Source organism: Aliivibrio wodanis (genome assembly GCF_052920805.1).
Genome location: NZ_JBREXA010000001.1, coordinates 682,887 through 706,848, shown reverse-complemented (window position 1 = coordinate 706,848; position 23,962 = coordinate 682,887). Strand labels below are relative to the sequence as shown.

The window sequence follows — 23,962 nt, the reverse complement described above, 5'->3', positions numbered from 1 at the left end:
TAGACCCTTACATAAAATAAGAACGACAAAGGTAAATTTACATGGCTATTAAAAATATGGCAGTGTTATCAGTACAAAAGATACTGGCACTTCCATTAAGCATTCCCGATTATCAACGCCCTTACAAATGGAGTGCGAAACACGTAAACCAACTGCTTGATGATGTTATTCACCATCGCCACAAAACGCATTATCGTCTAGGCACTGTGGTGTTTCATGATGATGAAGAGACTAAAAACCAATACAGCATTGTAGATGGGCAGCAACGTTTACTCACCTTAACCTTACTATGCCATTTTTTAAATGAAGAAGACCAAGCGTCATTATCTCTAACCCTATTAGAGCATTCGTTTGGATCTCCTATTAGTCTTAAAAACATAGAGCACAATGCCGCCATTATTGAAAGCCGATTAAAGCAACTGGATAGCTCGACACGTCACGCATTGGCTAAATTTGTATTCACCCAATGTGAGCTAATTTACGTTCAGTTGGATGATCTTAATGAAGCGTTTCAGTTTTTTGATTCCCAAAATGCGAGAGGCAAATCCTTAGCCCCATACGATTTATTGAAAGCCTTTCACCTGCGAGAGATGGAGCATAATACCGAGCAGCAAAGAATGACGTCCGTTGCCAGTTGGGAGCAAGCGGTTAGCCCTGATGATGCCACGCCTAATCTCTCTTTCATTATGAGTGATATGTTGTTTCGATTGCGTCGTTGGAGTGATGGAGAATCAGGCAAATATTTCACCCGTCATCATATTGATGTATTTAAGGGCGTGAATTTATCAGATGCCACTTACCGTTATGCCGAGCCACTAAGAGCCATGAGCTATTTGGTTGATAGCTACAACAGCGACAGCCAAAGAGGATGGGATCAACAGCAGCGCCGTTATCCTTTTATGGTTGACCAAGTGATGATCAACGGACAGCGATTCTTTGAATACATCGAGCATTACACCCAAATTTACAAAGAGTTATTTATTGAAGATAAACCCGAACTCGCCGAGGTGAAAGCATTGCTTAACAACTATGGCGGGCGACACAGAGTGGGGGATCATTATGTGCGTAATCTGTTCCAATGTGCGGTGATGTATTATTACGATAAGTTTGGTGATGCAGAGTTAGAGCAAGTGGCATGGAAGTGCTTTTTCTGGAGTTATCGTGTTCGCCTTAGTTTATCGCGTGTGGTGATTGAATCCATCGATAATTGTGCAACAGAAAAGTACAGTTTAATTCGTACCATCAAAAAGGCGTTGCACCCTCATGATGTTTTGTCGTTTTCGATTACGCCGCTGAATAAAGTGATCGCGACAAAAGTGGAATCATTAGAAGACAAATTTAAAGAGCTAGGGCACATCCATGACTAATAAAAATAAAGAATGCATTACCCCTTTGTCGGTGGCTGAATTATTCAAACAAGACCACTATATCATTCCCATTTATCAACGTAATTACGCATGGGGTGAGGCTGAAATTGAGCAATTTCTGCAAGATATTTGGGACGAAGCGAAGAAATCAACCGAAAAAAAGAGTGCTTATTACATTGGCAGCTTAGTGGCGGATCAACGTGAACCTCATTTGTTCGAAACCATTGATGGTCAGCAACGTCATACCACGCTTAGCATTATACTTTCGGTATTAAAAAATGAATTTTCAGTCACACTTGATGCCATTGACCATCTAAACTTGGGGTTTGATAGTCGTCCTAAATCCTCGCACACATTAGATAATCTATTTAATAATAAGAGTGATGAAGCAGAAGAGAGCACCATCCGTTCAGCCTACAATATTGTAAAGCGATATATTGTTAGCACGATTCAGCCTGAAAATGTAAACACATTCAGTGTGTATCTATTAGATCAGGTTCAGATTTTACGAGTGGTGGTACCAAAAGAGACCGATCTTAATCATTACTTTGAAATTATGAATAATCGCGGCGAGCAACTTGAAAAGCATGAAGTACTCAAAGCGCGCTTAATGAATGAATTAGCGAATGATGCTGATGGCAGTAAGAAGTTTGCCTTTGCAACCATTTGGGATGCCTGTGCAGACATGACTCGTTATGTTCAGCTTGGAGTTTCAACGGCATACCGTGATCACGTGTTTTCATCTGATTGGAATCAGCTACCTACGAAGTTTGAGGTGTTATGTGAAAACATGCAAAAAACCTCAGAAAAGAAAGAGGAAAAGCATACTTTAGCGTCGATCATTAAAGGGTGTAAATTTTACTCAGAGCTGAATAAAACAGAGAAAAATGAAGGCAAAGTCAGTGCATTTGGCTCTGTGATTAATTTTTCTAACTTCTTACTCCATGTACTAAAAATTGTTGCGCCAAGTGAAGAGGTGTCGTTAGATGATAAGCAATTATTAAAAGCCTTTGATGGTGCTATCAGCCGTAAGAGCATTACAGCAGAAGACTTTATTGTTGATTTACTTAAAATAAGAATGTTATTTGATCGCTATATTATTAAGCGTGAAAATGAAGAGAGCTGGAGTTTAAGTACGCTAAAACCGTATCGTAATCAAAAAACACTTACCTTTAGTTACGTGAATTCATTTGAAGATTCGGTAAAAGGGGAGCAATTGAAAATGTTGCTTTCTATGTTTCATGTTTCTTACCCTACTTTGGTATATAAACGATGGTTGAATGCTGCGTTAAAGGCATTAACTGTTCAGTATAATCATAGCCAGAGCATTGATGCAGATTTATACATTAATCAATTAGAATCATTATCTGATGAATATTTCTTTGAAGATTATAAAGATAACAAAGAAGCACTTAATGAAGGTACTGCCGTTAAAAACTTTGTATTTAACCGCCTAGATTACTTGCTGTGGAAAGCGTTGCGTGATGATAAGTCATTTGGCGAAGGAAGTGGTGTGGATATAAGGTATGTCAGAAAACGTGCGGAACATTTTCAATTCTCATACCGTACTTCTGTAGAGCATTATTTCCCACAAACCAATCCGTGGGGAGAGGAAGTGATGGATCTCGTCGATCGTTTTGGCAATTTATGTTTAATAATACCAAGCACCAATTCCAAGTTGAGCAATTATTCTCCTGCCGATAAAAAAACGTATTTTGAGTATAAAAAAGAGAGTGAAAGTGTAAAACAAATCTTCATGATGAGTTATCAAGAATGGGGAAGAACTTCAGCTGGTATGGGTAATATTGAGCATCACGAAACAGAGATGTTGAATGTACTATATCAACGATTATCGTCATAGGATGATGGGCTGTAGTTGTTTGTGATTGTAGAGAACTTGTAGTCCGCACTTATTGAACTGTAGGCGAACAGTATCGCGCAAAGTAAAACTATCTCGAGCTTGGGGCACGAAAAAGGTGCATTGTCTCAGTCAATCCTATGTGATGACTTAATACCGCCCCAAAAATAAAAAAGCCCCAGCATTTCTGCTAGGGCTTAGAATGTGGTGGAGGGATAGGGATTTGAACCCTAGAACCGCTATTAACGGTTGCCGGTTTTCAAGATCGGTGCTTTCGACCACTCAGCCATCCCTCCAATGCCGTGAATAATACGTATATTCATCGTTAGTGTAAAGTATAAAAATGCAATAAAAGTCCGTTTGGCGATTTTTTATTCTGCATGTTTGTTTTTTATACGTATTATTTTGAGGTGGAAAGTTTTACTTACTAAATATCAATAAAATTAACGCTCTGTTTACACTTGTTGTGAAATTTAAATTTCTAAAAATAACCTTAATTCTTCGACTATACTCAAATGTAGCTAACATATTGAATCGTTGTAGTTTCGTTAATGGACGATTCTGGTTCTCATAAGGAAATAGAATGAAGCATAGAGTAAACGCTTTTGGCGCTAGACTGATTTCCATTCGATTTACGGTAGGTGGCTTATTTATTTTAGCTACATTATTGACTGCCTTTATCGCGATTAGCTTTCAATGTTACTTTAGTAAGGAGATAGCAAAAGAGAGTACTTTATCTCAGTATGCAGAGATGTCTCAAACCGTTAGACGCTTTATTCAAAATATAGATGATGATGCTATAGCGACAACTTCGCTGCTTGCCAAAATTGGTGGGAAGGGAAATTTCGATTTAGTAAGTAATGAAACGGAAGTACTGCAAATATTTTCAGAAGCAATGAGACACCATTCCAACTTTTATAGTATCTATATTGCTGATCCTGAAGATAATTTCTTTCAATTACTCAACTTAGAATCATCTTCAATTGTACGTAAAAACATAAATGCTACACCAGAAGATCGTTGGGTAGTTATTAAAGTATTCACAAAAGATGATCAACGTATTAAGCATCAATATTATTTTAAAGATGATTTTACGCTTCGATTAAAAAAAGAAGCTATGAGTAACTATTATCCAACGAAACGACCATGGTATTCAACCGCGGGCCATAAAAAACCTCTTAAAACAGAGCCTTATCTATTTCACCATATAAAAACACCAGGTCAAACGTATTCAATTCATATTCCCAATAGTGATAAAGTTTTGGGATTAGATATAGTCTTATCTTCGATTTCAGATGCCTTAAGTAATTCTTCATTAGGAAAGGCTGAAGAAACAGAGCAAGAAGCCTTTATTTATAAGAGTACTGGTGAAGCTATTGCATCAAATCGTGCTCAACGTCTTGATAGCCAAATGACAGAAATACCCTTAATGAGACTAACAGCAGGTGAGAAGCAGTTAGTTAATGAAACAAGAGCTTTAAAAGTATCGAATCAAGCAGATTGGGGACCTGTTGATTATATGGCCTCAGGGAAGCCTCAAGGTTTCGCTATTGACTTATTGAATATGATCTCATCCATGACAGGGCTAAAATTCAATTACATTAATGGCTTTTCTTGGCTTGAATTAGTCGAAAAATATAATGAGGGAGAAATAGATGTGCTTCATTCAGTGGTTGCGACTAAAGAGCGCTCTCGGACTCAAATATTGAGCCAACCATTATATGAATTACCTTTTACGATCTTAAGCAAGGATAACCAGCCTAAAATTCAACATATTGATGAATTAAGTAATAAAAAAATCGGTATTTTAGCCGGTTGGGGAATAATCAAGACACTTGAAGATCGTTATCCAAATATGAAAGTTATTCCTTATCCTAGTATTAAAGACTCACTTAATGCAGTAGTTAATGGAGAAGTCGATGCGGCTATTGAAACAGGGTTAATTGCCGAATATATAATGAAACAATATTTTATTAAGGGGCTACAACTTCAGGATAATGTGAAAGGTTTTTATGATAAAAATGTACCTATGTTTCATATCATGATGAAGAAAAAAGATGCTGCAATCATTAATTTAATGAATAAAGCCATAGCCAATATTTCAGAAGAACAAAAGCAGCAACTTATAGATAAATGGCATAATGTCAGTGATAAAAAAGGAAGTGATGAAGATAATGTTGTTCCATATCTTCCTTTAATTGATCTTGCGAAGACTCCTGAGCTTCAAAATCATTTAATTCAACGCCGTGTTAATGGTCAAGAGAAGTATTTTTTTGTATCGGAATTAAATAAGGGGGAGTGGTTCTCTGTGGTAATCCCTCGTGAATTAGTCTTTGATCAGGTGAATCAAAAAATATATTTTTCGATAGCGGTGACCATACTTTTAATGGCTATGTTATCGCCTTTAGCTTGGATTTTTAGCTCCCCTATTGTTAATCCTATAAGCTTACTTGAGGCTCAAACACTAAAAATAAAAGCGCGTGATTATGATAATGTACAGCAGGTTGATACTCGCATTAAAGAAGTGTGGGAATTGTCATTATCTATGGTTCTAATGGCTCAAGATCTTAAAAAGTATGAAAAAGCGCAAGAAGAGTTTGTTGAGGCTTTTATTCAGCTAATCGCGCAAGCTATCGATGATAAATCCCCTTATACCGCAGGACATTGTAATCGTGTTCCTGAATTAGGAATGTTGTTAGTTTCAGCAGCAGAAGAGTCAACGAGCGAAGCATTTAAATCATTTAAATTTAAAAATGATGATGAACGACGAGAGTTTAGAATTGCAGCTTGGTTGCATGACTGTGGAAAAATTACAACACCAGAGCATATTGTTGATAAAGGAACAAAATTGGAAGCCAATTATAATCGGATCCATGAAGTACGTATGCGATTTGAAGTGCTATGGAGAGACGCAGAGATTAAATATTTGAAAGCGTTATCTATTGATCCTAATGATAAGGCGAAACTAAAAATTAAGTTAGAGTCAACACAAAATGAACTACAAGACGATTTCTTATTTGTAGCTGCGGCGAATGTAGGCTCTGAATGCATGAGTGATGATAAAATTGCTCGAATTCATCAAATAGCAGAGAAAAAGTGGGCTCGTTATTTTGATGATAAAGTGGGTTTATCTCCACTTGAAGATTTATCAGTAGTACGTGATAACGAAACGTTGCCAGTACAAGAGTACTTACTAAGTGATAAATCGAATCATATTATTAATCGTGAGCGTGATTTTATGATTGACCCTAAGTTTGGAATTAAAATGGAAGTCCCTGAGTGCCTTTATAATTTAGGTGAGATTTATAACTTAACAATAAAGCGTGGTACCTTGACTCCTGAAGATCGCTTTAAAATTAATGAGCATATGATCAGCACTATTAAAATGTTAGAAAGCTTACCATTTCCGCAGGAACTAGCTCGCGTGCCTCGCTATGCTTCTACTCACCATGAGACTTTAAAAGGAACGGGGTACCCAAGGAGACTCATGGCGAAAGACCTTTCTATTCCAGAGCGTATCTTGGTTCTATCTGATATTTTTGAGGCACTCACTGCAGCAGATCGACCATATAAAAAAGCTAAAACGATCAGTTTAGCGCTCAAGATTATACGTAATATGGTACTTGATGATCATGTCGATAAAGAAGTGTTTAATTTATTTTTAGAAAGTGGAGCGTATTTGGTTTACGCTGAAACGTATTTACAATCAGAGCAAATTGATGAAGTAGATATAGCAGCATTAATGGTTGATTAACGACGGAATAAAAAATTTTATTGGATGGATTTTTATTGCCTATAAGTCTTATTTTGCGAAATAAATTAAGACTGTGGTATATTAGAGTATGATGTGCTACTAATAGTTTAGTGGCTAGGAAATATTATTAGGATGATAATGAAGAGTAAGAAAAAGGATTTTAATACTAAGCGAGTATCAATACGCTTTACTGTAGGTGGCTTGTTTGTTATCGCAACGTTATTAACAGCGGCTATAGCAATTGGTTTTCAGTTTTATTTTAGTAAGCAAATAGCAACGGAGAATGCATTAACTACTTATTCTTCAATGTCAAAGACTGTCAGCCGTTACATCCAAAATATAGACCAAGATGCGATATCGACGACACGTTTATTGGCTCAAATGGGCAGCTCAAGCGTGTTTAAGGGCGAAAAATCTGAAGAAGACATTCGTTTAATTCTTGCAGAAGCCATGAAAAGTAACCCTCACTTTTATAGTTTGTATTTTGCTTCAGAGAATGATGATTTTTATCAGTTAATCAATTTGGAATCGTCTTCTATTGTAAGAGAAAAAATAGAAGCAACACATAGAGACCGATGGGTATTAATTAAAATCTTTAATGATGGTGATAAACGAGTTAGGCATGATTATTTTTATCTAGAGGACTTCAAACTTCGTTATAAGAAAGAATCACAAAGTAATTATTATCCGACACAGAGACCTTGGTTTTCATCAGCAGGAGAAGGCCACGCATATAAGTCTGCTCCTTATTTATTTCAACATTTAAAGATAACCGGACAAACGTATTCAATTAAAATACCACAAAGAAATAAGGTATTAGGTGTCGATATTGTATTGTCATCAATTTCTTATGCAATGTTAAATTCATCATTAGGTAAGGCTAGTGAAACTCAGCAAGAAGCATTTATTTATAAAAGAACTGGCGATATTATAGCCTCTAATCAAGGTCTTGCTCAATATTCACCCCTGTTAAACATAGAGCCATTAACATTAACGGATAATGAAAAAAATACAGTAGAAAAAAGCCGTTCACTAAAGGTTTCTAATCAATTGTCATGGGGGCCAATTGATTTTACCGTTGCGGGTAAGCCTCAAGGTTATGCGATTGACCTTATGAATATAATTTCTGAAAAAACAGGATTACAATTCGAATATATTAATGGATTCTCTTGGTCTAATTTAGTTGAAAGGTATCACGATGGTAGCTTAGACATACTTCATTCAGTATTGAAAACTAAAGAGAGAGAAGCGACTCAACAAGTGAGTGTGCCATTGTATGAATTACCATTTGCAATTGTAACTAAGGAAAGTGTTAATAATATTAAGAATATAGATGAATTAAAAGATAAAAAAATTGCAATGTTGGAAGGCTGGAGCATTATTCCCATGCTTAAAAAACAGTTTCCCCAGATAGATATTGTTACTTATCCAACAGTAAAGGAATTATTGTATGCGGTTAATATAGGAAAAGTATTTGCTGCTATTGAACCTTCATTAATTATTCAGCATGCTATTAAGCAGTATTTTATCGAGGGATTAAAAATACATCAGGGTATAGAAGGGTTTGATGGTGAGTATTCTCCTGTATTCCATTTAATGATGAAGCAAGAAGATACTGAAATTGTTAATATTATAAATAGAGCGATAGAGAGTATTACGTTAGAGCAAAGAAAAAGACTTGAAAACAAATGGTATAATATCGATGAAATATCAGTAAGTAACAATGATACCGTTGTTCCATATCTCGCATTGTTTGAATTAGCCCACGCATCAACACTACAAAATAAGTTGGTTAAACGTGAAGTTAATGGTAAGGAAAAATATTTCTTTGTTAGTCAACTTAATAATAATGAATTTTTTGCTGTAGTAATTCCATCGAAATTGATTTATTCAAAGGTAACTGAAAAGATATATCTATCTATAATAATTACGATGGTTTTAATGGGAGGGTTATTACCTTTAGCATGGAAATTTGGGGCTCCAATAGTTAATCCTATTCGTCAATTAGAAGAAGAAACAATTAAAATAAAAAATAGAAAATATGATGAAGTTAAGCAGGTGGATAGTCGTATTAAAGAGGTTTGGGAGCTTTCTGCTTCAATTGCTTCTATGGCACAAGACTTAAAACAACATGAAAAAACGCAAGAAGAGTTTGTAGAAGCGTTTATTCAACTAATTGCACAAGCAATCGATGATAAATCGCCGTACACCGCTGGACATTGTAACCGAGTACCTGAATTAGCTATGATGTTAGCTAATGCTGCGCATGAATCTGAACTTGATGGAATAAAATCATTTAAATTTTTAAATAATGATGAACGTCGTGAGTTTAGGATTGCAGCTTGGCTTCATGATTGTGGAAAAATCACAACGCCTGAGCATATCGTAGATAAAGGTTCGAAATTAGAAACAAATTACAATCGTATTCATGAGATCCGTATGCGATTTGAAGTATTATGGCGTGATGCAGATATATCATATTACAAATTAATGGCTGAAGAGCCAAACAATCAAGAACGTTGGGGTATTGAGCGAGATGAGATCCAGAAAAAGTTAAAAGATGACTTTAACTTTGTCGCAATAGCGAATGTCGGTGGTGAATTCATGAGTGAAGAGCACCAGAAACGAATTCGTGATATTGCAAATATTCAGTGGGATCGATACTTTGATAATACATTAGGTTTATCTCCAATCGAAGAGTTGAAACTGAATAACATTACTCAAGAGTATCCAATGAAAGAGAGTCTTTTATCTGATAAGCCTGAGCATATTATTAAGCGAGAACGCGATTTTGTTATTGACTCTAAGTTTGGTATTAAAATGGATGTACCTGAGCATCAGTATAACCTAGGGGAAATATATAACTTATGTATATCTCGCGGTACCTTAACTAACGAAGACCGTTTCAAAATTAATGAGCATATGATTAGTACTATTAAAATGCTTGATAGCCTTCCTTTCCCTCCTGAGTTACAACGAGTACCGCGATATGCATCTACTCACCATGAAACATTAAAGGGAACAGGCTATCCAAGAAAACTGTCTGCAGATGATTTATCGCTACCAGAACGGATCTTGGTGCTTTCTGATATTTTTGAAGCCTTAACTGCTGCTGATAGACCATATAAAAAAGCAAAACCAATAAGTTTATCTTTAAAAATTATGCGTAATATGGCGTTAGATGAACATATCGATAAAAATGTCTTTAATCTGTTTTTACAAAGTAAAACTTATCTAACTTACGCCAAGGAATACTTAAAATCAGAGCAAATTGACGAAGTAGATATTGCAGCATTAATGATTGATTAAGTTGTAGGGACGAAAGAAATACATAGGTATGCCTAGTGGAGGGTTCTGTAAGGAAACTTACCACTAGGGGAACCAATACTAATTTGCTACAATCAGCAAAAATTTTAGTACTTAAAGGTTCGTCATGTCATTTGCGTCATTAGGGTTATCTGAGCAACTTCTTAAAACCGTTTCAGAGTTGGGTTTTAAAGAAGCGACTGCTGTTCAAGAACAAGCTATACCTCTCGTATTAGAAGGGCATGATGTACTTGCAGGAGCACAAACAGGTACCGGTAAAACAGCCGCATTTGGCTTACCTCTAATTCAACGTCTACTTGAAAATCAACAACAGCGTAGCGCTAATTCAAAAGTTATTCGCAGTTTAATTTTGACACCAACACGAGAATTAGCACAGCAAGTTTTTGATAGTTTAGTAAGCTATACCAAAAATACAGAGTTGAAAGTGGTGGTGGCTTATGGTGGTACCAGCATTAATGTGCAAAAAGAAAATTTAGTGGGTGGCGCTGATATTTTAGTGGCAACACCAGGCCGATTATTAGATCTTGTGCATATAGATACGATCACTCTAAATCAAGCTAAATACTTGGTACTAGATGAAGCTGATCGTATGTTAGATATGGGTTTTATCCCTGATATAAAAAAAATCTTGCGCAAAATGCCAGCAGAGCATCAAACGTTATTTTTCTCAGCGACATTTAGCAAGAAAGTAAGAGAAATTGCTTACTATATGTTACATAAACCAAAAGAAGTTCAAGTTACACCGACAAATAGTACGGCAGATACGGTTGAGCAAATGGTGTATCCAGTAGATAAGCATCGTAAAAGTGAATTACTAGCTTATTTAATCGGTTCACGTAACTGGCAACAAGTTCTTGTGTTTACTAAAACGAAGCAAGGCTCTGATGATCTAGTTAAAGAGCTGAAAAAAGATGGTATTAAAGCCGCTTCTATTAATGGAGATAAGAGCCAAGGGGCGCGCCTACGTGCATTGGAAGAGTTTAAAACTGGTAAAGTCCGTGCGTTGATTGCTACTGATGTTGCTGCTCGTGGTCTTGATATTGAGCAATTAGAATGCGTTATCAATTATGAATTGCCATTTAAAGCTGAAGACTATGTTCACCGTATTGGACGTACTGGTCGTGCTGGGAATACGGGTAAAGCGATTTCATTAATGAGTATAGATGAAGAGTACTTGTTAAAAGCGATTGAAACATTATTGGATTCACGATTACCCCAAGAGTGGTTGAAAGGTTATGAACCAGATCCAAATGCGCAAGTGAGAGATGATCGTCCTAGACAAAGTCGAGGTCGTTCTTCTGATAAACGCAAAATGAAAGCAAAAATGAAAGTTCATGCAAACCGTGGTAAAAATAAGCGTTAATTAATACCAATATTCGTAAATAGATGCCAAATGGCTCGCTTGAGAATGAATACATTCTCAAGCGAGCCATTTGTATATTGGTATTATACTTTAAAGTTACCTATTAACTGTTGCTGTTTTTCAGATAATTGGGACATCTCTTCACTCATTTCTGAAGACGCCTTGGCATCACTATTTAATTCAGTACTAATTTCTCGGATACGCTGAATTGAACTATCTAATTGTAGTGCTACATCTCGTTGCTCTAAACTTGAGTCAGTAATTTGAGAGTTCATTGAGCGAATTTGCTCTACTTCACGTAAAATCGCTTCTAAGGCTTCTTCTGCTTGTTGAGAGATTTCATGAACTTGAGTTGCTTTATCATTGCCTGATTGAATAGCAGAAACTACTTTATTTGTTCCTGATTGTAAGGTAGAAATCACTTGTTGTATCTGCACGATAGATTCTTGTGTTCGGCTTGCGAGCACTCGTACTTCATCAGCAACAACAGCAAAACCACGCCCACCTTCACCAGCTCTTGCTGCTTCGATAGCTGCATTTAATGCAAGTAAGTTTGTTTGCTCTGCAATTTGTTGAATTACTTGTAATATTGAGTCAATGTTATCTGAATCTTTTGCTAGTTGGTTCGCAATAGGGACACTTTCAGAGATCTGCTGAGCTAATTGTGAAATCGCTAGTCCTGTTTCTTCTACTACTCTCTTACCGCTTTCAGCACTTTCCTGAGTAACATCGACAGCAATAGAGGCATCATTAGCATAAGTTGCTACCTGCTGTGCAATACTCGACAGATGTGCTGAGCCTGTAGCAACCGCATCAACCTCATTACCCTGTTTTACTATTTCATCGTGACTGTTATGTGATAGTTTCTGTGTTTCTTTAGCCATAGATCCTGCGTCATTTACATGGGTGACAAGTTGTGAGATTGTCCCTTGTAAGCGTTCAAGAAATAGGTTAAAACCATCAGCAACAGCGCCTAATTCATCTTTTCGTGTACTTTCAAGTCGCTGAGTTAAATCTCCATCACCATTCGCAATTTCTTGAAAACGACGAGCAAGATTTTGTAGAGGAGAGGCGATTCTTACTCCAATAAACCAACTACTTGTAAAGCCAAAAAAGCTGACGATTAAAATACTGGTTAGGATAAAGGTTCTACCGCTATCACGCATTAGTTGGTCAGAAATTGAATCAAGCTTTCCAACATCAGCAAGCACATAAGATTTTGGAATATCCAAAACAAGAGTCCATGTTTGATGTTGATTAAGTATAATTTCGCTACCGATAGATAGGCTATCGTCACTCCATGTCGGTGAAAAGGCGGACTTATTACTTAAATATTGAGCCAGTTTTGGATATCGAGAATCGAATCGGACGTTAATACCTTGTTGACCCGAGTCGTCAGCAATAATATAACCATCTTCATCAACAAGAATAGCGCTGCCTTGGCCTTGAGCAAAATAGTTATCAACTTGAGTAATAAAAGATGCAATTTGATCTAATTTTATGTCGATCCCTACAGTACCTATAGCTTTATTATTTTTTAAAATTGGTAAAGTGACTGATGTCATTAACTGATCTTTACCTGAAATAGTATCGATATAAGGCTGAAGAATACACGCACTACTATAAGTAATACTACACGAATACCAACTATTAACTGGGTGACCATTAGATTCTAATTCAGTATCTAATAGATCATCTTCAATTAAAATCTCACTGACGATCTCACTATTGTCGTGGGCATAATACGTACTAAATCGACCAGATTCATTACTGCCATACTCTGAAAAATTAGCAAAGAATTTATCTTCACCATCTAATTTATTTGGCTCAAAAACAACATAAATACCAAGATAATCTTGCAGACGTACAGTATGCTTATGCAATAGAGTGACTAAGCTTTCACGTAAAGTATCTGAATCAATATCATTTTCGTTAAAGTGGTCTTGTAGACCATAAATTTGATGCAATATGATTTGAGCATCAACATTTGCACTGTTGAAAACATTATGTACCTTACTTGCTTGGTTTTTCGCAGCAAGTGAAAGTGTTTGTTCTGCTTTACTTGTTAGAATGCTAAGCGCTTCGTTACTGACTTGTTGTTGCGTCGTAAAGCTGGAGCGAATAGAAACAAATGCCATGATGCCAGCAACCAACAAAAGTACACAGCCAGTTATTAAACTTATTTTCCAGCGAATTGAATGTAAGATCATATTTGAAGCTCTTTTAAATTATACTGTCAATCATTCTATAACTTGGTTGCATAAATTCCTAGCAGTTATTTATATAATTGAGATCAGGTTAGATACTTTATTAAGCATACTCATCGTAAGAACGAGTAATTTAAGCATATTAGATGAAAAGAGATCTGTAAAATTTATTTAATTTTATTTTTGATAATTGTTCTATGAAATTATTTTATGAATAAAAATATACGAGAAAAATGAAAGAAGCCCCAGTATGAGACAGCTCATACTGGGGCTTCTTTATTACCTAATGGTGCTATACATAGATTGGTATTATCTACTTAGCCTCATGGCTTTAAACCATATTTTGTTTTTCAGTTTTAGGAACGGTACCAAATTTCTCAGTACTGAATCCTTTGACTAAACTCACACACATTAATAGAAGTATCAGAGTAAAAGGTAATGCAGTAGAGACTGTACCAGCTTGCAGTGCTTGCATTGCTTCTGTACCGCCAACCCATAATAATACGGCAGCGATAGAGCCCTCAACAGTAGCCCAGAAGATACGCTGAGGAACAGGCGCATCAACTTTACCGCCAGCTGTAATACTGTCAATCACTAGTGAGCCTGAATCAGATGATGTTACGAAGAACACCATAATCAGTACAATAGAAATTACAGATAACACCATACTCATTGGTAATGCGTCGTACATATCAAATAGAGCCATATTAATATCAGCAAGACCGTTTGCACCAAGTTCACCGACTTTATTTGAGATCTGATCCATTGCAATACCGCCAAATGAAGACATCCACAATGCCGTTGCAAGTGTTGGTATAATCATTACAGATAATAGGAACTGACGAACAGTACGGCCTTTAGAGACTCGAGCAATGAACATACCTACAAATGGAGACCAAGAGATCCACCAAGCCCAGTAGAATACTGTCCAGCCATGCATCCAAGTTTCATCTTCACGACCATGTGGGTTACTTAAAGGAATGATATTTTCAATGTAGCCCATGATAGTAAGTGGTAGTGCATCCATTACTGAAGAAAATCCAGCAATAATAACAAAAGTAAGTAAAGCTGCAGCTACAAGCATATTAATATTGCTAAGTAGTTTTACACCACCATCGATACCACGAATAACAGAAATAATAGCAAGCATTGTAACAAATGCGATTACTCCTATTTGCATGGTAACTCCGCCATCAGTACCAAATACATGATTGATACCACCAGCAGCTTGCTGTGCGCCTAGCCCAAGAGATGTAGCTAGGCCAAACAAGGTTGCAAGAACGGTTAATATATCAATGATGTGACCGAACCAACCCCATGTTCTGTCACCTAAAATAGGATAAAAAACAGAACGCATAGATAAAGGAAGGCCCTTGTTAAAGGTAAAGAACGCTAATGAAAGAGCTACGATACCGTACATAGCCCAAGGGTGAATACCCCAGTGGTACATAGTTGCGACCTAATGCAAGTTTCTTTGCCTCTTCTGTAAATGGTTCAACGCCAAGAGGAGTGCCGTACCAGTCTGTAAAATAGGCTACAGGTTCTGCAACACCGTAAAACATTAATCCAATACCCATCCCGGCAGCAAAAAGCATTGCCATCCAAGAGATAGTAGAGTGTTCAGGTTTTGCAGAATCACCACCAATTCGAATTTTACCAAAGGGTGAGACAATTAGGGCTAAGCAGAAAATTAGGAAGATGTTCCCAGACCACATAAATAGGCCATCAAAATTGTTGATGATTTGCCACTTAACACCGTCTAGAAGGGATTTCGCTTCTGTTGGATCCATAATAAGAAGCACAGTAAGAAATAAAATGATAGAGCCTGCGCTAATTCCAAAAACTTGGTTATGAATATCAAACCCCCATTTTTGTACGTTATCTTGGCCTACCTCATAATCAGTACTGTCAATGCTGTACTTATCCGTAGTACTCATGTGTCCTCACATAAAAATTTAATAGCTCCCATTGGAGTCTATCAGAAGCTGTTAACATTTAAGGAACAGCGTTTTTTCGCGACGAATAATATCAGAGTTAAGAATTAAGTAAAATAATTATTTAAAATGTAAAAAAAACAGCACCAAAGTTTATTTCTCTAAGGTGCTGTTTTTATAAGGTTAATGTTTTTTAATGATCTAAATATAGATAATTTTGCCAAGACTTCATGCGAATTAATACTTTACGCATAATTGAAACGTGTTCAAAGCTATCTGAATAAACAGATATCTCTGCGTTAGAGCCGGCAGGTAAGTGAAACTCAGATACATCATCAGTTAGTTTTAGTTTTACCAATGCTCGTCCATTTGTTCGGATTGCATTAGTGCCAAGTAGAGAGCCAGATGCTTGGATCTGACCTTCACCAATAGCGGGGATCACTTCAACAACTTCGCCTTTAAATACTCGGCCAGGAATCGCTCGGAATAAGAATTCAGCTTTGAAACCTTTTTGTAAACGTTGAAGCGAATTCTGACGGAAAGCACCAACAAAATATTGATCTTCTGTGTGAACAAAAGTCATTACAGGACGAAGAGGAATAGGCACAGCCATCATACCAGGACGAAGAGCCATTTGTGTTACATAGCCATCTGTTGGTGCTCTAACAATGGTTTCATCTAGATTAAACTGTGCTTGTTCTAACTCAGCGCGCATACGAGCGACTGTCGTATTCTCCCCATTTATTTCAGACTCTAAAGCCAGTTTTGCTTGTTGCTCTTGAGCTTGAATGGATTCTACTGTTGCTTTAGCTGCTTTGTAAGTCTGTTTTCTGGTATCAAGTTGTTGGGCTGTGAATGCGCCTTTTTTATAACCTTTTTCGTAACGCTTAAACTCACGATACGCTTTATCTTTATCAGCAACGGATTTAATCGTATTAGCTTGAGCTGATTTATAGATAGACTCCAGTTGCAAGGCCGCTTGTTCAGCTTCACTTAATGAGGCTTGTTTTCGAATGACTTCTGCTTTAAATGGAATATCATCAATTTTAAATAAAATATCACCAGCAGAAACAGGTTGGTTAGGGATCACATTAACTTCAGTTACTTTACCTTTAACGCTAGGAACAATAGGGGTTGTCACATAAAATTGCCCACCAAATTGAGTGAAAGGGTGGTTATAGTTCATTAATAAAACGAGTGTACCCACTAAAATAACCCCGCCAAGACCAGCGGTAGGAACTGTCCATTTGTTTAAAGGGATCTTAAAGATCTTAAAGATCGCAATGCATAATGCGGTATAAGTAAGAATAAGCAATAAATCCATTATACTTGCTCCTCTTGAGATGATTGACTAGATGGTGATTTTGCTTGATTCACTTCTAGCTGAGACAGTTTTTCAGTTAGTAGCTCAACTTGATCGTTAAGATGGTTAACTCGAGTTTGTAGTTCTAATTGATTGTTTTCAATTTTATGAAAACCCCAGCCACGATCTTCACGCCATAATGTTGCCCAGATCCAAAGAAATGGCCACAAAACATGAAGCGTAAATAAACTAACCCAGCCAGCAATGTGTATAGCATCTGAATGTGGGTGGTCACGCTTATGGGCAATTTCGTATGGAATATCATGAATTACAATGATCCCGTAGAAAATAACCAGAGCAACAAACACTAACAACCCAAGAGCAAAGTAATCTAAAAACATAAACGCATCCTTGTAATTTACTATTTAGTTAGTAACAAAACAGTTACTTTTTAGTAACTTGAGTGTCGCATTGCTTAGATGAATACGCAAGAAATAATCTAATTGGAAAATAAAAAAGCCAACATGAATTCATGTTGGCTTAAATTGTTATTCATTTCTACTTATACATAATGTTAGAGGCTAACGCAGTTCCGCCCACCATCTTTAGCTCGGTAGAGTGCAGTATCTGAAGCTTTGATGACTTCTTGTGGTTTTTTAAATTCGGAATTGTCTGCAACCCCGATACTAATCGTCACGTTAACGACCTTAGTCATGTTGCTTTTACCACGATTTGCTTGTCCTTCTTTTTTATCTTTAGGGCGAGTGGAAGAATCGCGGATAATCAAGTCATAATTAGCAATATCTTCACGCAGCTCTTCTAGGTACTCAAGGCTTTGCTCTGCGGTTTTCCCTTTGAATAGTACGGTAAATTCTTCACCGCCATAACGATATACTTTAGCGTTCCCACCTGTTTCAGCCATGATACTTGCAACTAATTTGAGTACGTCATCACCCGTATCATGCCCGTAGGTATCATTAAATTTCTTAAAGTGGTCGACATCTAGCATAGCAATAGTGTAACGACGGCCTAAGTGCTTCATTTCTGACTCTAGTGCACGACGGCCGGGAATGCTTGTAAGTTGGTCGATAAAAGCCAATTCATGACTGGCTGAAATAATATAATAAAGCAGTAAGAGCCCTGCAATTGAAAACATGGTACTTGAAATAAAATCAACACTAAATAAAGCAAAAGTCAGCGATGAATAGAGTAAGCAAGTATAAGAGGCTAAATCGGTGCTATTACTGCGTGTTAAAACAAAAATGGCAGAAAGCCCACACATGACTATGCTGTAGAGGACGATAAGAATAGGTAAGGGTGATATTTCAGGGATAGCAAGGAGGTATGTTTCCCAAATGTGATTCATATCAGTCTCTGCAAAATGAGAGACAATGATCCAACACCAGAAGAACATAAATAATAATATACCAACATACCCAGCACCATATTTTGAAAAAATACGACGCTCAGGGAAAATAAAGGTCGCCATCATAGAGATCGGTAGCAGGAAAGCAATTAGCGTAAACTCAATACGTGTTGTCCCTTGAGATAACGGTACTTGCAATCGTTCTTGAATGATCCAATAGGCAATTGCCATACTTATCGCTATCATACCAACTCGCCCTTGGTTAAAGGGCTGACTTAAAATCAATACAATTGACAGTACTATGTATGGTAAGATGTATGAGAATCCTTTATTTTCAGAGGATAGTTGGATAATGCCATCCATGCCTGTTATTACAGAAACAACGATAATGATCGGCAATAGCAGTTTAAGTGATGGGTGGCTCAGAAGGCTAAAAGACATTGTTTTTTAACTAATCCTAATAAATCTAAAAAAAGAAAGAGTATGTCACTGAATGAGCAGGACAAGCTGTTATTCTATCAATAACTTTGTTCTATGCATATGGTATCAGCGGTACTTAATCGAATTAACAACAAGTAAAGGTATCTCTATGGAGTCAAACATTCATAATTATATGGAAGTTCTGGTTGGAAAGCGTTTTATTGAGCTAGATTTTCATCAAATCTATACGCTTGATCAAATTACAGACATGAAATGTATCGCTTTGAATCAACTTCCTACACTTTATATCCGTTATAGCTTAGATATGTTAGCGGGAACGCCGCAGAAAAAAATTATACAATATAACAATATGGTAGCAGCGGCTGTTGAAAATGCAGAAAAAATGGTCCTTAATGATAGAAGACAACGTAATGATGATTTTGAAGATATTGTTGTATACGTGCCTAAAGACCGTTTTGAATTAGAAGATGAGGAAGTCCCGTTTTCTGGTGATCTGAAAATGGATTTATAGAGATGAACCACAAACCCTAATATAGTTGATTCATGTAAACAGTTTAAAATGAAAAAGCCCAGTACATTCTCTACTGGGCTTTATTATTTAGTGAGCAAGTGTTGTGGTATTAATCACTTTTTTCTTCTGTGTTAATTGAGGTTTCAGTATCAATTATTTCAACTTCAAGATTAACATCTTCTTCTTCTTCTACATTGATTAAAGCTGGGAAGGCTTGTAATGGTTTTGCTACCATATTGCGTGTGTCTTCCTTCACTTCAGCTAAAATAACAGTAAGTTGGTCACCCAATTTAAATGTTTCATGCTTATCAATTGAAATAGAGCCCTGCTCCGCACTGCATTCGATACGTTCTTTATTATCGACAATTAAAGAACCTGGAATAAATGCTGCTGCTCCATTTTCAATTAAACGAACGCGCATACCTGCACGATTAATATCAAAAATTTCTGCCGTAAATTCAGTACCTTTTTCTACTTCAGATATCAGCGTTCGGCAGTATAACCAATCACTTACATTACGTTCAGCCATGCGATGGTAACGACGGCTTAATGCCAACTCTTCACCAACAATATCATCAGGACGCTGTACAGGCTCTTTGCCTAAGATATGCGCTTTAAGCATACGATGGTTAATCATATCGCTGTATTTACGGATAGGAGATGTCCATGTCGCGTAAATATCCAAGCCCATAGCATAGTGGGGTAATGGCTCGTTACCTGTTTCGCTGTACGTTTGGAACTTACGAATGCGAGCATCAAGGTATGAAGTCGGCTGAGTTCCAAGAAGACGACGTAGCTCACTAAAGCCTTCTAACGTAGCAATGTGTTCTTCAGTGAATTCTGCATTATCTAGTTGGTTGACAATCTCAGCAACATCTTTCAATTTATCTGATTTGATACCAGCATGAGAATTAAATACACCCATGTTAAAGGTATTACGAAGTGTTTTACCAGCACAGATATTTGCTGTAACCATTGCTTCTTCAACTAGCTTGTTTGCACAACGGCGCATATCAGCATGAATGGCAACAACATCATTTTCGTCATTTAACTCAAAACGATAATCAGGACGATCTGGGAAGATCACTGCGTGAGTTTGACGCCATAAGGTGCGTGCTTGTGCAAATTCGTGCAGCTCTGTAACCACTTGTGCGATCGTTTCTGTTGGTTGCCATTTATCACATGAGCCAGTTTCTAAGAAATCAGATACATTGTCATAAGCTAAACGTGCGTGAGATTTCATTGTTGCAGCAAAGAAATTGATAGACTCTTCATTAATAGTGCCATCAGTAGCTACTTTTACTGTACAACAAATCGCTGGACGTTCTTCGTTTTCGATAAGTGAACATAATTGATCGCTTAAATCACGAGGCAACATTGGAATATTGCGACCTGGCAAGTAAATAGTATAGCCACGTTTACGAGCGACTTGATCCATGCTGTCATCTGGTGTGATGTAAGCGGTTGGATCTGCAATCGCAATCGTTAATTCAAAAGAACCGTCTTCTTGCTTTTTAATGTATAGCGCATCATCCATGTCTTTGGTTGATTCACCGTCAATCGTAACGAAAGGCGTTTCTGTCATATCTATACGAACTAGATCTGCATCATCTTTGATTTCCCAATTATCTATGCCTTCAGGCTCAGAGTTTGGTAAATCATTTTGTGCTAGAGTCACCCACCATGGGGCGATCTTGTCATCGCTGTCAGTGATCTTATGAGTAACTTCACATAAAAAGCTTTGATCGCCTTTTAATGGATGTTGAGTTAATTCAGCAACAACCCAATCACCTTCTTGTAAGGTTTCTGGATTTACACCTTTACGAGCTTTTGCTTTGATGGCATTTTTCAAACTTGGATGGTCAGGCATTACTTGCAAGCGTTTTTTGAACATTTGAATGCGGCCGATGAATCGAGTGATTGATTGTTCAACCAATTGTTCTGGCTCGGCTTGTGCTTTATCATTTTCAGTACGGATTAACGCCACTACTTTATCACCATGCATCACTTTCTTCATTTGTGCTGGTGGAATAAAAATACTTTTCTTTTTATCGTCGGACTCTAAAAAACCAAAACCACGGTCAGTTGCTTTTACTGTCCCTTCTTTTTTAGGGAGTTTTTCTTGTATCTGCTGCTTTAATTGAGCAAGTAGTGGGTTATCTTGAAACATAAGCCTTCATACATAGTAAGGGAAATAACATGCTAACTTTACTATTGCCCTGAATTGATTACTACAAAAGTCCGATTAAATATGGAAAAAACCGTGCGTAACGTACAAAAAACTACCAAAAATAAGAAAATAGGGTTAATTTTGTGAAGTTGCTCAATTTTTTCTGGTAATTCTTAACGTATTAAGGCATTATCCGCGCCCTGAGTTAATCATCTTCTATATTTTAAATGAAGTTGATAAACCGTCCTGTCCCGAGTGCTTGTGTGTGTGTATGGAACTTGCTGAGCAAATGGGACCGTTTTTATATGTTAATTATTGGGATCCCAATGTCAGAAACTATTACTGAATTCCGCCAACTGGCTTTAGAAGAAACTATCTTATCTGCACTTGACGAAATGGGCTTTATTGCACCTACGCCAATTCAAGCTGAGTCTATTCCTCTTTTGTTAGCTGGTCGTGATGCACTTGGTAAAGCTCAAACAGGTACTGGTAAAACAGCTGCTTTCTCTTTGCCCCTTTTAAACAAAATTAACCTTAAGCAACATAACCCACAAGCAATCATCATGGCTCCAACGCGTGAACTTGCTATTCAGGTTGCTGCTGAAGTTAAGAACCTTGGTCGTAACATCAAGGGACTTAAAGTTTTAGAGATCTACGGTGGTGCTTCTATCGTTGATCAAATGCGTGCTCTAAGCCGCGGTGCTCATATCATCGTTGGTACACCTGGCCGTGTTAAAGATTTACTTAACCGTGACCGTTTAAACCTAAGCGAAGTTCATACGTTCATCCTTGATGAAGCTGATGAAATGCTAAAAATGGGTTTTGTTGATGATGTAACTTGGATTCTTGAAAAAGCACCAGATACAGCTCAACGTATCCTATTTTCTGCAACTATGCCTCCAATGGTTAAGACTATTGTTGACCGTTACCTACGTGATCCTGCTCGTGTTGATGTTGCTGGTTCTAACCACACCGTTGACAAAGTAGCACAGAACTTCTGGATCGTTAAAGGCGTAGAGAAAGACGAAGCAATGTCTCGTCTTCTTGAAACTGAAGAAACTGACGCGTCAATCGTATTCGTACGTACTCGTCAAGATACAGAGCGCCTAGCTGATTGGTTATCTGCTCGTGGCTTTAAAGCTGCTGCACTTCACGGTGATATTCCTCAGTCTCTACGTGAGCGTACTGTTGACCATATCAAACGTGGCGTTATCGATATCCTAGTTGCAACTGACGTTGTTGCTCGTGGTCTTGATGTTCCTCGTATTACACACGTATTTAACTACGACATCCCATTCGATGTTGAGTCTTACATCCACCGTATCGGTCGTACAGGTCGTGCTGGACGTAAAGGTAAAGCGATTCTTTTAGTTCGCACAAACCAAATTCGTATGCTTCGTACAATTGAACGTGTAACTAAATCGTCTATGGAAGAGATTGAACTTCCACATCGCGATCAAGTTGCAGAAGCTCGTCTAGCGGTTCTTGGTGCTGAATTAGCAGCAGACAAAGAATTCGTTGCACTAGAAGCATTCTCTGACTTAATTACTAAGCTTCAAGAGACTCTAGAAGTTGATGCCGCGACAATCGCAGCAATGCTTCTTAAGCGTCAACAAGGTAAGCGTCCTTTATTCTACAAAGGTCCAGATCCAATGATCGCAGCAATGGAACGTGCTAAACGTCGTCCAGAGCGTAGTGATCGTGGTGACCGTCCAGAGCGTGGTGATCGTCGTGACCGTCCAGAACGTGGTGAGCGTCGTCAGTATAACAATGCTGATTTCGATACATACCAACTAGAAGTAGGTCGTGAGCAAGGCGTTCAAGTTAAAGACATCGTAGGTGCTCTAGCTAACGAACTTGGCTTCACTAAAGGTGCTATCGGTGCAATTAAACTTGCTCCTGGTCACACATATGTACAGTTACCTAAGAAAATGTCTGCAGACGTTGCAAGCAAACTTAAGCAACTACGTATTCGTCAAAACGAAGTGAAAGCGGTTGTTGTTGAAGGTGTTGACCTAACAATTGATCGTCGTCCTCGTACTGGCGGTGGTGCTGGTCGTGATGAAAATCGTGGCGGCAACGGCAACAGCCGTGGTGGTTACCGTGGTAACCGTGAAGGCGGTGCTGGTGCAGGTCGTGGTGGCGAACGTCGTTTTGACCGCAACAAAGGTGGTGATCACCGTGGCAGTCACCGTGGCGAGCGTGCTCCAGGCGCAAGCCGTGCTCCACGCACACCTCGTAACGAAGACTAATCAATAGATTATTGATAATAAAAACCGAGCTCAAGTAGCTCGGTTTTTTTATGCCTGTTATTTCAGTTGCTCTAATACTAATGTAATATCAATTTCACTAACAATCTGA

General features: G+C 37.7%; 12 protein-coding genes, 1 tRNA gene and 1 pseudogene. 7 read left to right on the top strand and 7 right to left on the bottom strand.

Annotated elements, in window-relative coordinates:
• The first annotated feature begins 41 nt into the window (after positions 1-41).
• Both ACU5DF_RS03365 and ACU5DF_RS03360 read left to right on the top strand, forming a co-directional pair.
• Complete coding sequence (locus ACU5DF_RS03365; RefSeq protein ID WP_446711767.1) at positions 42-1,367, top strand: DUF262 domain-containing protein; 1,326 nt, start codon at positions 42-44, stop codon at positions 1,365-1,367.
• Positions 1,360-3,228: a GmrSD restriction endonuclease domain-containing protein gene (locus tag ACU5DF_RS03360; RefSeq protein ID WP_446711766.1), complete on the top strand. Its 1,869-nt coding sequence runs from the start codon at positions 1,360-1,362 to the stop codon at positions 3,226-3,228. Before ACU5DF_RS03365 ends, ACU5DF_RS03360 begins: the two co-directional genes overlap by 8 nt.
• 202 nt (positions 3,229-3,430) lie before the next feature.
• On the opposite strand, the gene ACU5DF_RS03355 is transcribed toward ACU5DF_RS03360, so the two are convergent.
• A tRNA-Ser gene (locus ACU5DF_RS03355) sits at positions 3,431-3,521 on the bottom strand.
• Positions 3,522-3,808: 287 nt separating this feature from the next.
• Between ACU5DF_RS03355 and ACU5DF_RS03350 the strand changes: the two genes are divergently transcribed.
• The 3 genes from ACU5DF_RS03350 to ACU5DF_RS03340 all read left to right on the top strand — a co-directional run bounded on the left by ACU5DF_RS03350 (position 3,809) and on the right by ACU5DF_RS03340 (position 11,669).
• Positions 3,809-6,979, top strand: coding sequence for an HD domain-containing phosphohydrolase (locus ACU5DF_RS03350; protein ID WP_446711765.1), 3,171 nt, complete (start codon positions 3,809-3,811; stop codon positions 6,977-6,979).
• A 138-nt stretch (positions 6,980-7,117) separates the two neighbouring features.
• A complete protein-coding gene (locus tag ACU5DF_RS03345) occupies positions 7,118-10,288 on the top strand; it encodes an HD domain-containing phosphohydrolase (protein ID WP_446711764.1) in 3,171 nt (1,056 codons plus the stop codon).
• 124 nt (positions 10,289-10,412) lie between these two features.
• Positions 10,413-11,669, top strand: a complete 1,257-nt coding sequence (locus ACU5DF_RS03340) for a DEAD/DEAH box helicase (RefSeq protein ID WP_446711763.1) — start codon at positions 10,413-10,415, stop codon at positions 11,667-11,669.
• 83 nt (positions 11,670-11,752) lie between these two features.
• Here ACU5DF_RS03340 and ACU5DF_RS03335 read toward each other — a convergent pair whose 3' ends face one another.
• The 5 genes and pseudogenes from ACU5DF_RS03335 to ACU5DF_RS03315 all read right to left on the bottom strand — a co-directional run bounded on the left by ACU5DF_RS03335 (position 11,753) and on the right by ACU5DF_RS03315 (position 18,920).
• Positions 11,753-13,879: a methyl-accepting chemotaxis protein gene (locus ACU5DF_RS03335; protein WP_446711762.1), complete on the bottom strand. Its 2,127-nt coding sequence runs from the start codon at positions 13,877-13,879 to the stop codon at positions 11,753-11,755.
• 328 nt (positions 13,880-14,207) lie between these two features.
• A pseudogene (locus ACU5DF_RS03330) lies at positions 14,208-15,813 on the bottom strand (BCCT family transporter).
• A 190-nt stretch (positions 15,814-16,003) separates the two neighbouring features.
• Positions 16,004-17,134 carry an HlyD family secretion protein gene (locus ACU5DF_RS03325; RefSeq protein WP_446711761.1) on the bottom strand — a complete coding sequence of 377 codons (1,131 nt, stop codon included), beginning with the start codon at positions 17,132-17,134 and terminating at the stop codon, positions 16,004-16,006.
• A complete protein-coding gene (locus tag ACU5DF_RS03320; protein ID WP_446711760.1) occupies positions 17,134-17,514 on the bottom strand; it encodes a DUF3302 domain-containing protein in 381 nt (126 codons plus the stop codon). The genes ACU5DF_RS03325 and ACU5DF_RS03320 overlap by 1 nt, the downstream gene beginning before the upstream one ends.
• A 173-nt stretch (positions 17,515-17,687) precedes the next feature.
• Positions 17,688-18,920: a GGDEF domain-containing protein gene (locus ACU5DF_RS03315; RefSeq protein ID WP_045103721.1), complete on the bottom strand. Its 1,233-nt coding sequence runs from the start codon at positions 18,918-18,920 to the stop codon at positions 17,688-17,690.
• A gap of 148 nt (positions 18,921-19,068) precedes the next feature.
• Between ACU5DF_RS03315 and ACU5DF_RS03310 the strand changes: the two genes are divergently transcribed.
• Positions 19,069-19,431: a late competence development ComFB family protein gene (locus ACU5DF_RS03310; protein WP_446711759.1), complete on the top strand. Its 363-nt coding sequence runs from the start codon at positions 19,069-19,071 to the stop codon at positions 19,429-19,431.
• Between the two features lie 109 nt (positions 19,432-19,540).
• Here the strand turns inward: ACU5DF_RS03310 and ACU5DF_RS03305 are convergent, their stop codons facing one another.
• Positions 19,541-21,601, bottom strand: coding sequence for an exoribonuclease II (locus ACU5DF_RS03305; protein WP_446711758.1), 2,061 nt, complete (start codon positions 21,599-21,601; stop codon positions 19,541-19,543).
• 326 nt (positions 21,602-21,927) lie between these two features.
• Between ACU5DF_RS03305 and ACU5DF_RS03300 the strand changes: the two genes are divergently transcribed.
• Complete coding sequence (locus ACU5DF_RS03300) at positions 21,928-23,853, top strand: DEAD/DEAH box helicase (protein ID WP_446711757.1); 1,926 nt, start codon at positions 21,928-21,930, stop codon at positions 23,851-23,853.
• The last annotated feature ends 109 nt before the right edge of the window (positions 23,854-23,962 follow it).